The sequence below is a fragment of the Streptomyces sp. NPDC046215 genome (assembly GCF_040646215.1).
In the GTDB taxonomy this organism is placed as follows: Bacteria; Actinomycetota; Actinomycetes; order Streptomycetales; family Streptomycetaceae; genus Streptomyces; species Streptomyces stramineus.
In genome coordinates this window covers 1-11,024 of the sequence record NZ_JBEYZW010000138.1, presented here as the reverse complement: position 1 = coordinate 11,024, position 11,024 = coordinate 1, and the positions used below count along the sequence as shown (strand labels likewise).

Below are 11,024 nucleotides of genomic sequence, written 5' to 3'. Positions count from 1 at the left end.
CGGGCGCCGGCCCCCGCCCGGCGGGCGCGACCCCACCGGCCGCCGGGGCTGTTTTGGGCCTCCCCACAGCAACAAACCCCCCCGTCCGGCGCTTGAGGACACCGCCGCGCAGCGGTGGTGCGCACACGACGCGACGGTCAGCTGAAGACGATCATCGAACCTTGACCGAGGCTCCGCGTCGCCGCCGCGTGCAGCCCTAGCCAGACGTGCCGCTCCCGTGCGAACGGGCTCGCGTCGTAGGGGCCCGGTGCGGCGGGTTCCTCCAGCCCCGTCGGTCTCTCCGGCGCGGCCGGCGCGGCGGGCGGATTGGCCGGATCGATACCCAGGACGGGCGCGACGGCGTGGAGTTCGCGCAGCAGCCCCTGGCTGGACCCCAGGGGCCCGCCGCCTTCGAGGAGTTCGTCGCTGGAGAGCGGGTGCGCGAAGTCCACGGGCACGTAGGCCCCGGCGTGGTCGTAGTGCCACACCAGGTGCGACTGCTGGGCCGTGGTCTCGAACATCTCCAGCAATTGCTCGTAGTCGCCCCCGAGTTCGTCCACGGGGGTGACGGCGAGCCCGCACAGGTTCAGCAGGTGCGCGCGGCGCAGGAAGTGCAGGGCGTCGTAGTCGAAGCCCGCGACCGGCGCCACGTCCCCCGAGAGGCCCGGCATGTAGCCGAAGACCGGCACGGGAGGCAGCCCCGCCTCGCCGAGCGCCTTGTCGTACGCGGCGATCTCCTCGGCGAAGGGGTTGTCGGGGCTGTGGCACAGCACATCGACGAGGGGGACAAGCCAGAGGTCACAGGCCACGTGAACTCACTCTCGTTCGCGTTGATGCGATGGTCGGGCCAGAGTAGTGCGGAGGGGCCGGTTGTCATACCGGGCAGGCGTCAGCTTCCGGCGCCCACGTCCCACACCCACACGCCCCCGGTCCGCTCCGGCTCCTTGCCCGTCAGCCGGGTCACGGTCTCGCGCAGCTGCGCACCGTTGTCGCGCGGGTCCAGGACGAGGGCGTCGGCGCGCCAGAAGCGCAGGTCGGCCTGGAAGTCGCGGCGCTGGGCGGGCCCGATGTCGGGGACCTCGCCGCGCTCGCGGACCCGGTTCAGCAGGTCGGAGGTGGCGCGCGGCTCCGGCCCGTAGATGCCGGTGCGGTCCGGCCCCCACGGCCCGTTGAAGTAGCCGCCGGGGAAGGCGAAGCCGAAGTCGGCGCGCACCTGCCAGGTCAGGGCCCTGGGGTCGGCGGGGGCGGGCACCGGGACGGGCACCAGGGAGCGGCCGGGGCGGACGTGGTCGCGCCAGGTGCCGTCGGTGATGAAGGCGGGCACCGGGTCGCGTTCGACGGTCCGGTACGGCGTCGGCACGATCGGCAGGAGGGCCGCGGCGAGTGCGGTCCAGCCGAGCAGCCGCCGGGAGCGTTCGCGCTCGCTGCGCAGCCGGGGCGTGGCCAGCCGGTCGCAGGCGAGGGCGAGGAGGATGCCGAGGGCGGGCACGCAGACCATCGCCACGCGGGACTCGATGACCGACTCGAAGAGCGGCAGCCGCGCGACGAGCCGCCAGGGTCCGGGCAGGGTCCGGTCCGTGCCGGGCAGCGGGATGTTCTGGCCGAGGGAGAGGACGGCCGCGGCGAGGGCGGTGCAGCCCAGGGCGCGGACGCGCGGCTGGTGGCGCAGGTGGACGGTGACGGCGACGGTCAGGAGGACCAGCGGCCAGCCGAAGAAAGCGTTCTCCTCGGTCCGGTTGAGCGACAGTGAGGCGGCCACGCCCGGGTCGCCGGCCAGCGACCGGGTGGCGAACTCCAGCAGCGCCATCGGGTGGTTGCCGACCTGGCCGTGCAGCACGCTGTGGTAGCTCTGCGGGCCGAAGAACTGGTGGCTGAGGGGGTAGATCACCAGGGGCAGGGAGACCGCGGCGGCGATGCCCAGGCCGCGCAGCAGCGGGCGGGCCACCGCGCGCGCGGCGTCGGGGTCGGCGATCGCGTAGGCCAGGGCGAAGAGCGCGAAGCCGGTCACGGCCAGCAGCAGCGGCTCCTCGCCGAGGTAGACCTGGTAGGCGAGGAAGAGGCCGAGCACGACGGCGTCCCGGGTGGGGCGCCCGCCCTCGCACAGCCGCAGCAGCCGGTCGATGATCGGCGGGATCATGAACAGGACGAGGAAGTTGGGGTGCGCGTTGCCGTGGGAGATCATCGGCGGCGCGAAGGCGCAGAAGGCACCGCCGAGCGCGGCCGCCCAGCGGGACCGCACGAAGCGCTTGGCTATCAGCCAGTACCAGGAGCAGGCGGTCACGGCGAGGCCGCCGGTGAGCACGACCGCCCAGGTGACGTGGGCGCCGAAGGCCAGGGTGAGGGGCGCGAGGGGGACGGACAGGCCGAGCATGACGGTGTTCGCCATGAGGTTCACGCCGAGCGGGGCGTTCTGCAGGTCGGTGAAGAGCGGGTCGCGCAGGTGCGCGACGTTGTCGGCGGTGACCGCGAAGAACCACTCCCACTGCGCCTGGTCCGACCCCGAGTCGGCCAGGTAGCCGTGGCCGAGGGCGCCCCACAGGCCCGCGTAGAGCAGGAAGGCGCAGAAGAAGAAGAGCGCGGGAACGGCGAGCCGGGTGGGCGCGGGCCGGCCCACGCGCATGCGCAGCAGGTCGGCGAGGACCCCGGGGTAGGCGAGCGGGCGAACCTTGGAGCCCGCCTGGTGGGACCAGCGGACGGGCACTTCGGTGACCTCCCAGCCCTGGGCGTGGAAGAAGCGCAGGATCTCGACGTCGAAGCTCCACCCGTCCAGCCGGGACCGCTCGAAGGCGGCGCGGACCTTGTCGCCGTCGAAGAGCTTGAAGCCGCACTGGGTGTCCCGTATGCCGGGGACGGCGGCGGCCCGTATCAGCCGGGCGCCGGCGCGCCCGAGGGCCTCGCGCAGGGCGTGCTGGCGGACGTCGATGCGGGAGCCGGGCAACGCGCGGGAGCCGATGGCGGCGCCGGCGCCCTCGTCCATGCGTTGCCAGAGGTGGTCGAGCTCCTCGATGGGGGTGGCCAGATCGGCGTCGGTGACCAGGACGCGGCGGCCGTGGGAAGCGAGCACTCCGGTGCGCACGGCGTGACCCTTGCCACGGTTGGCGGGGGTGCGCAGCACCCGCACGCGCGGCTCGTCGGCGGCCGCGGCCGCGGCGATGTCCGCGGTGCCGTCCGTGGAGCCGTCGTCGACGACGATCAGCTCCCAGGTGGCGGGGCGGCCGGGGGCGGCCTCCAGCGTCTCCAGGTGGGCGCGGACCGCCGCCAGCGTGGGGGCGAGCCTGCCCTCCTCCTCGTAGGCCGGGACGACCACGGTGAGATCGGTGCCGGGGCCCGGGGTCGCACGGGAATCCGTCTGCCGCGGCAGGGGGGCGGCGGTGCCGGAAAGGTCGGTCGGCCGGGGCGGTCGGGACGGCTGAAAGCGGGTCACAAGCTTCGGACGCCCTTATGCGGCGCTCGGTTGCATACCGGTGTGGAGGTCATTGCGGATTCCGTCTCATTAACTGATGGCCATACCCGGCTTCGACCCTATTCGGTCAGTCTCGCGATCAATGCCAGCGCGTGTTCGTTGTAGCCGTCAATGATCCGCTCCGCGCCGAGTGCGTCCTGGGCCGCCACCGCCTCGACGAGCTCGCTGTGGCCGTGCCACAGCCGGCCCCGCAGGCTGGGCAAGCGGCGCAGGAGGGGCACCGTGAAGATCCAGCTCTGCACCCGCACCCGGTCCAGGAAGTCCGATATGTACGGGTTGCCGACCAGGCTGGTCAGCTCCCGCCAGAAGCGCAGGTCATAGCCGATGAGAATGTCCAGATCCCCCGCGACCGCCGCCCGGCCCGCCTCTTCCGCGCGCCGCCGCACGGAGGCCAGGGCGTGCGGGGTGACGCCGCGCAGCGCGCGTTCCGCGGAGTGCCGGAAGATGCCTTCGACGATGAGGGCGCGGGCCTCGACCATGTCGCGGAAGTCGGCGTAGGAAAAGGCGCGGACGCGGTAGCCCTTGTGCAGTTCCACGTCGAGCAGCCCCTGCGAGCAGAGGTCGAGCAGCGCCTCGCGGACGGGCGTCGCCGACACCCCGTACTGCTCGGCGATCTCCTTGACGGTGAACTGGCGCCCCGCCGGGAGCCGCCCCGCTATGACCTCGTCGCGCAGGGCGTCGGCGATCTGCGAGCGCAGCGTCGTGCGTCTGACAGCCTCGCTGCCGGGCATCGTGTCCGTCTCCCCTTCCGTGACCGTGCGCCCGCGTGCGAACGGCCCTCGCAACAAGATAGGCGAGGGCCGTCGCGGAGCGTACGGGCGTGCGCGCGGGAAGGACGTACGGTACCCGGCCGCGTCAGACGGTGTGCGCGTCGGCCGCCGTGAGCGCCTCGTCCAGGAGGGCGAGGCCCTCCTTCGCCTCGGCCTCGGAGACGGTGCAGGGCGGGACGACGTGGGTGCGGTTCATGTTCACGAAGGGCCACAGGCCCGACTTCTTGCAGGCGGCGGTGAAGGCCGCCATGGGGGCGGCGGCCTCGCCGGCCGCGTTGTAGGGCACGAGCGGCTCCCTGGTGGCCCGGTCCCGGACCAGCTCCAGCGCCCAGAAGACGCCCAGGCCCCGGACGTCGCCGACGCTCGGGTGCCGCTCGGCGAGCTCGCGCAGGCCGGGGCCGAGGACGTCCTCGCCGATGCGGGCGGCGTTCTCCACGATGCCCTCCTCGGCCATGGCCTCGATCGTCGCGACGGCGGAGGCGCAGGCCAGCGGGTGCCCGGAGTAGGTGAGGCCGCCGGGGTAGGGGCGCCGGTCGAAGCCGGCGGCGATCTCGGCGGAGATCGCGACGCCGCCGAGCGGCACGTAGCCGGAGTTCACGCCCTTGGCGAACGTCAGCAGGTCGGGGGTGACGCCCCAGTGGTCGGCGGCGAACCAGCGGCCCGTGCGCCCGAAACCGGCCATGACCTCGTCCAGGATGAAGACGATGCCGTGGCGGTCGCAGAGCTCCCGGACGCCGGCGAGGTAACCGGCCGGGGGCACCATGATCCCGGCGGTGCCGGGCACGGTCTCCAGGATGATCGCGGCGACGCTCTGCGGGCCCTCGAAGGCGAGGGTGTCGGCGAGGTGGCGCAGGGCGCGCTCGCACTCCTGCTCCTCGGTCTCCGCGTGGAAGGGCGAGCGGTAGAGGAAGGGCCCCCAGAAGTGGACGACGCCCGCCGAGGCGGTGTCGGACGGCCAGCGGCGCGGGTCGCCGGTGAGGTTGATCGCGGCGGCGGTCGCCCCGTGGTACGAGCGGTAGGTGCTCAGCACCTTGGACCGGCCGGTGTGCAGCCGGGCCATGCGGACGGCGTTCTCGACGGCCTCGGCGCCGCCGCTGGTGAAGAAGATCTTGTCGAGGTCGCCGGGGGTGCGCTCGGCGATCAGCCGGGCGGCCTCGGACCGCACGTCCACGGCGAAGCCCGGCGCGACGGTGCACAGCCGCCCGGCCTGCTCCTGGATCGCGGCGACGACCTTGGGGTGCTGGTGGCCGATGTTGGTGTTGACGAGCTGAGAGGAGAAGTCGAGGTAGCGGTTGCCGTCGTAGTCCCAGAAGTACGAGCCTTCGGCCCCGGCGACCGCCAGGGGATCGATGAGGCCCTGCGCGGACCAGGAGTGGAAGACGTGCGCGCGGTCGGTGGCCTTCACGGCGGCGCCGGCGGCGGGGTCGGGCTGCGTGCTCACGGTCGTTACCTCGGATCGGGAGGATGAACGGGGGGCCGGGCTGTGCGGGGCGGGGACGGCGCCAGCGTAGGGAGGGGCGTACGGGCGCGGGTACCGGCACTGTGTCGGGTGCTCGGCCCGCGCGACGACAGAGTGCCGGGTGCGGGGGTGCCCGGCCCCGGGGCCGGTAGCGGGGGTGTTCCGCCCCCCGTGCCCCGCGGCGGTGGCGCCTGCGGCCGGCGAGGCGGGCCCGCCGGCCCACGGCAGGCGCCGCCCTCGCACAGGGAGACGGACGCGCCCGGGGCGGAGCCCGCAGCGGACCTCGCGGCCGCCACCACGACGCTGACCCCTGCCCCGGGGGCAGCGGGCACCGCAGGCCCGGGGGCTGTGCCCGCCCGCCGACACGCCGTGAATTTTCCGGTCACGAAACCCACCGCAGCCGGGGGCCCGCGTGCTACGGTCGTTTTCCGTTGCAGTTTTGGACCCAATTTTCATGTCGGCGCCCGACGGTCTGTGACCCCGGGCGCTCTTGCATTTTCCGTGCCGTGCGGAATTTGGGCGCTGCACTCATGAGGAGATCATCTTGGCTACTGGCACCGTGAAGTGGTTCAACTCTGAAAAGGGTTTCGGCTTCATTGAGCAGGACGGCGGCGGCGCCGACGTCTTCGCCCACTACTCGAACATCGCCACCCAGGGCTTCCGCGAGCTCCAGGAGGGCCAGAAGGTCTCCTTCGACGTGACCCAGGGCCAGAAGGGCCCCCAGGCGGAGAACATCGTTCCCGCCTGATCCGACGCCACACCGTGGCTGTCGCCGCCGGGGCCCCGTACTTTCAAGGTGCGGGGCCCCGGCCGTTTGCCGCCCCGCTATTCTCCGCGAAGAACACACGGGGGACACGGGGAGGGCAGCGCCATGGAAAATCTCGAAAGCCTGCGGCCGGAAGATCCGCGCACGCTCGGCGCGTACCGGCTGCTGGGACGGCTCGGCGCGGGCGGCATGGGCCGCGTGTACCTGGCGCGCTCCGACCGCGGCCGCACGGTGGCCGTCAAGCTCGTCCACCGCGAGCTGGCCGGCCAGGAGGAGTTCCGGCGGCGCTTCAAGGCCGAGGTCCGCGCCGCCCGGCAGGTCGGCGGCGAATGGACCGCCCCCGTGCTCGACGCGGACACCGAGGCCGAGGTTCCCTGGGTCGCCACCGGCTACATCGCCGGGCCGTCCCTGCGGCAGGTCGTCGACCGTGACTTCGGGCCGCTGCCCGAGCGGTCCGTGCGCATCCTCGGCGCCGGCCTCGCCCGCGCCCTGCAGGCCATCCACGCCACGGGCATCGTCCACCGCGACCTCAAGCCGTCGAACGTCCTGATCACCCTCGACGGCCCCCGCGTCATCGACTTCGGCATCGCCCGCGCCCTGGAGACCGTCACCGACGGGGACGGCCTCACCCGCACCGGCGCGGCCGTCGGCTCGCCCGGCTTCATGTCGCCCGAGCAGGTGCGCGGCGTCCGCATCACCCCCGCCAGCGACGTCTTCTGCCTCGGCTCGGTGCTGGCCTACGCGGCCACCGGCCGGATGCCCTTCGGCACCGCGGACAGCGGGGTCCACGCGCTGATGTTCCGCATCGCCGAGGAGCAGCCGGACCTCACCGACGTCCCCGATTCGCTGCGCCCCCTCATCGAGGCGTTCCTCGCCAAGGAGCCCGGTGACCGGCCGACGCCGGATCAGGTCCTGGAACAGACGGGCGTCGAGGAGCTGCTCGGGGGCCTGAGCTCGGCCGACCCGTGGCTGCCGGGCGGGCTGGTCGCCCGCCTGGGGCGGCACGCGGTGCAGTTGCTGGACGTGGAGGAGCCCGTGGGCACGGCGGGCCCGCTGCCGCCCGAGGCCGCGCGCCCGCCCGCCCCGCACCACGAGCCGACGCGGATATCCCCGCAGGACCCGCCGACCGTCACGGCCGGTGCCGCGGCCGGCCCGCCCGCGCCCCCGGCCCCCGGCGCCGCCTACGGCTACCCGCACGCGGGCCCGTACGGCAGCAGTCCGTACCACTCCGCCACCCACATCGGCGGCCCGTACGCCCCCGTGCCCCCGCGGCGCTCCCGGACGCCCGTGCTGCTGGCCGGGGTGGTGGCCGCCGGGCTGCTCGCGGGCGGCGGCACGGTGTTCCTCATCAAGCACGGCGCCGACGGCGACACCTCCGCCTCATCGGCACCGCAGGCCCCGGGCACCCCCGCCTCGCCCTCGGCGGGCTCCACGCCGCCGTCCCCGGCGCCCGGCAGCGGACCGGCCACCCCGGTCTCCGGTGCGGTGCCGCGGGAGTTCCTCGGCAGCTGGCACTTCACCTTCGACGTGTCCGGCCACGCCAACTACCGCCGGCTCGTCCTCCGACAGGGCTCGGTGGGCGCGACCGTCGCCACTATCAACGCCAGCGGCACGACCGACGACGGCACGGCCTACCGCTGCGCCTGGGCCGCGTCCCTCACCGGCGGCGGTACCTCCGGCACGCCGCTGCGCCTGAGCCCGTCCCGGGTCACCCTCGGCGAGCCGGCCACGGCGTGCCCGCCGGGCGAGGCCACCGAGCTGACCCTCCTCGCGAACGGCCGGCTGAGCCGCTACTTCGTCGGGACGGACAAGGCGCCGCAGGTGTACGACAAGACGGGCTGAACGCGAAGCGCCCCGGCGGCCGGAGCCGCCGGGGCGCTTTTCGCGCGGGGTGCCCCGCGGGAGACGGCTGCCTCACGCAGGGGCGTGCCTCACGAGAGGAACGAGTTGATCTCGATCGTCTCGGTGCGGCCCGGGCCGACGCCGATCGCGGAGATCGGCGCGCCCGACATCTCCTCCAGCGCCTTCACGTACGCCTGCGCGTTCTTCGGCAGGTCGGAGAACGTCTTCGCCTTGCTGATGTCCTCGGACCAGCCCGGCAGCATCTCGTAGACCGGCTTCGCGTGGTGGAAGTCGCTCTGGCTGTAGGGCAGCTCCTCGACGCGCTTGCCGTCGATCTCGTAGGCGACGCAGACCGGGATCTGCTCCCAGCCCGTGAGGACGTCGAGCTTGGTGAGGAAGAAGTCCGTCAGGCCGTTGACGCGCGTCGCGTAGCGGGCGATGACCGCGTCGAACCAGCCGCAGCGGCGGTCACGGCCGGTGGTCACACCGCGCTCGCCACCGATGGTCCGCAGCGCCTCGCCGTCCTTGTCGAACAGCTCGGTCGGGAACGGGCCGGCGCCGACGCGGGTCGTGTACGCCTTGAGGATGCCGATCACGCGGTTGATCTTCGTCGGGCCGACGCCGGTACCCGTGCAGGCGCCGCCCGCGGTCGGGTTGGACGAGGTGACGAAGGGGTACGTGCCGTGGTCGACGTCGAGCAGCGTGCCCTGGCCGCCCTCGAAGAGGACGACCTTGCCGTCGTCGATGGCGTTGTTGAGGATCAGCGTCGTGTCGGCCACGAACGGCTTGATCTGCTCGGCGTAGGTGAGCATCTCCTCCACGATCGCGGCGGGCGAGATCGCCCGGCGGTTGTAGAGCTTCGCCAGGATCTGGTTCTTGAAGTCGAGAGCGGCCTCGACCTTCTGCGTCAGGATCGACTCGTCGTAGAGGTCCTGAACGCGGATGCCCACACGGTTGATCTTGTCCGCGTAGGTCGGGCCGATACCGCGGCCCGTGGTGCCGATCTTCCGCGAGCCGAGGAAGCGTTCCGTCACCTTGTCGACCGTCGTGTGGTACGGCGTGATCAGGTGCGCGTTACCGCTGAGCAGCAGCTTGGACGTGTCGACGCCGCGCTCGTTGAGTCCGCTCAGCTCGGAGAGCAGGACCGCCGGGTCGACGACGACTCCGTTACCGATCACCGGAGTGCACTCCGGCGAGAGGATTCCGGAAGGGAGGAGATGCAGCGCGTATTTCTGGTCGCCGACGACCACCGTGTGGCCGGCGTTGTTGCCACCTTGGTAGCGCACCACATAGTCCACGGATCCACCGAGGAGGTCGGTGGCCTTTCCCTTGCCCTCGTCACCCCACTGAGCACCGAGCAGCACAAGTGCGGGCACAGGCGTACACCCCTTCCGGGCGGGGCATGTCCAACGTGCGTGGTGGTGTCACCCCGCTTGCTCAGGGCGTACACCAACGCTAGAGCCGTCGAACCGGTGCCCCGGATAGACGAAGCCCCTGGCGCAACAGCGACAGGGGCTCTTGCACCGAGAGATTACCTGAGGAAGGACCGAGGTGTCGGCTCCAGACTCCACCGAGCAGCCGCTGCTCGTGGTCATCGACCCGGTCGCCCGTCGCGTGGACGGTGAGTCCGTGCGGATCGCGAGGGACGTCCTCTGCGGCGGCGCGGTGGCGAAAATATGCCTCCCGGACGGCCCGGAGGACGTCGAGCGCGCGCTCGCCCGGCGGGGCCGGAGGCGGCCCGTCGTCATCGGCGACGACCGGGCGCTGCTGCATGCCGTGGGCCTGCTCCAGCAGCGGCGTGAGCTGCCGGAAGTCCCGGTGGCGCTGGTGCCCGTCGGGGCCCTGCCGGAGGTCTCCCTGGCCCGTACGCTCGGGGTGCCGCTGGGGTCGGTGGCCGCCGCGCGGGCGGTGCTGGACGGCGCCGAGCGGCGACTGGACGCCCTGGTGGACGAGGGCGGCACCGTGGTGCTCGGCGGGCTGTGGATCCCCGGTTCGGGTGGCCTGAATCCGGCGGATGAAACGACAGAAACACCTGAGGGAAATGGGCCGAACGGGTCGTACGAGCCCTTGGGGACCGGAGAGGCGGCCGCACCGGCGGCGGCGGTGGCCGGGGACCCGGCGGGCGCTCCGGGCGGGCCGGGTGTAGCGGCCGTGACCGGTCTCGCGGGCGCCTCAGATGTAACAGGCGTCACAGTGGACCATCAGCCGTGGTGGTCCCCGGCGGCCCGCACGGCGCGCTCCGCGCTCGCCCTGCTGACCGGACCGGCCGCCCGGCACCCCCTGCCCGTCTGCACCCGGCTGCGGGTGGAGGCCGACGGGGTGGTGCTCACGGACCTGGATCAGCCGGTCGCCCGCGTCTCGGTCACCGCGGTGGACGGTTTCGCGGAGGTCGTGGTGCACCCGCACGGCGCGGAGGCCCCCCTGCGCGCCCGCGCCTACCGGGTCACCGTCTCCGGCCCCGACTTCCGCTACCGCGCCGACAACGTCCTCACGGGCCCGGTCCGCACCCGCACGTGGACGGTGCGGGAGGGGGCGTGGCGCCTGATCCTTCCCCGCGAACCGGGCGGCTCCGCCGGGGGTTAGCCGCCCGGACTGGCCGACGTTTTCCGGGTTTCTCGCCGTTTCCCGCTGCGCGGGGCCGTGTCCGCTGCGCGGGGCTGTCAATGTGCGGGGGCGGGCCTCCGCGGGCCTGTTGTCGGGGCTGCTTCGCTTTACGCCCCGAAACCCCCACCCGCTCCGGCCCGC

The 11,024-nt window shown here is 73.2% G+C and carries 8 protein-coding genes; 3 read left to right on the top strand and 5 right to left on the bottom strand.

The annotated features are described in order from the left end of the window. Positions 1–137 precede the first annotated feature (137 nt). The 4 genes from ABZ951_RS32650 to ABZ951_RS32635 all read right to left on the bottom strand — a co-directional run bounded on the left by ABZ951_RS32650 (position 138) and on the right by ABZ951_RS32635 (position 5,653). On the bottom strand, positions 138–788 hold the full coding sequence (locus ABZ951_RS32650) for a hypothetical protein (protein WP_344093330.1): 651 nt from the start codon (positions 786–788) through the stop codon (positions 138–140). Positions 789–868: 80 nt separating this feature from the next. Next, entirely contained in the window at positions 869–3,340 is a 2,472-nt protein-coding gene (locus tag ABZ951_RS32645; protein ID WP_344093347.1) for a dolichyl-phosphate beta-glucosyltransferase, read from the bottom strand. A gap of 161 nt (positions 3,341–3,501) precedes the next feature. Further along, the gene (locus ABZ951_RS32640; RefSeq protein WP_344093332.1) at positions 3,502–4,173 is read right to left on the bottom strand and encodes a GntR family transcriptional regulator; all 672 of its coding nucleotides are present in this window, start codon (positions 4,171–4,173) and stop codon (positions 3,502–3,504) included. 124 nt (positions 4,174–4,297) lie between these two features. Continuing rightward, a complete protein-coding gene (locus ABZ951_RS32635; protein ID WP_344093334.1) occupies positions 4,298–5,653 on the bottom strand; it encodes an aspartate aminotransferase family protein in 1,356 nt (451 codons plus the stop codon). Between the two features lie 562 nt (positions 5,654–6,215). Here ABZ951_RS32635 and ABZ951_RS32630 point away from each other — a divergent pair. Beyond that, complete coding sequence (locus ABZ951_RS32630) at positions 6,216–6,419, top strand: cold-shock protein (protein WP_015607926.1); 204 nt, start codon at positions 6,216–6,218, stop codon at positions 6,417–6,419. A gap of 123 nt (positions 6,420–6,542) precedes the next feature. After that, a complete protein-coding gene (locus ABZ951_RS32625; RefSeq protein ID WP_344093338.1) occupies positions 6,543–8,279 on the top strand; it encodes a serine/threonine-protein kinase in 1,737 nt (578 codons plus the stop codon). 89 nt (positions 8,280–8,368) lie between these two features. Here the strand turns inward: ABZ951_RS32625 and ABZ951_RS32620 are convergent, their stop codons facing one another. Continuing rightward, positions 8,369–9,655, bottom strand: a complete 1,287-nt coding sequence (locus ABZ951_RS32620; RefSeq protein WP_344093341.1) for an adenylosuccinate synthase — start codon at positions 9,653–9,655, stop codon at positions 8,369–8,371. Between the two features lie 175 nt (positions 9,656–9,830). Here ABZ951_RS32620 and ABZ951_RS32615 point away from each other — a divergent pair, with 175 nt between their 5' ends. Continuing rightward, positions 9,831–10,862, top strand: a complete 1,032-nt coding sequence (locus ABZ951_RS32615; RefSeq protein ID WP_344093343.1) for a hypothetical protein — start codon at positions 9,831–9,833, stop codon at positions 10,860–10,862. Positions 10,863–11,024 lie beyond the last annotated feature (162 nt).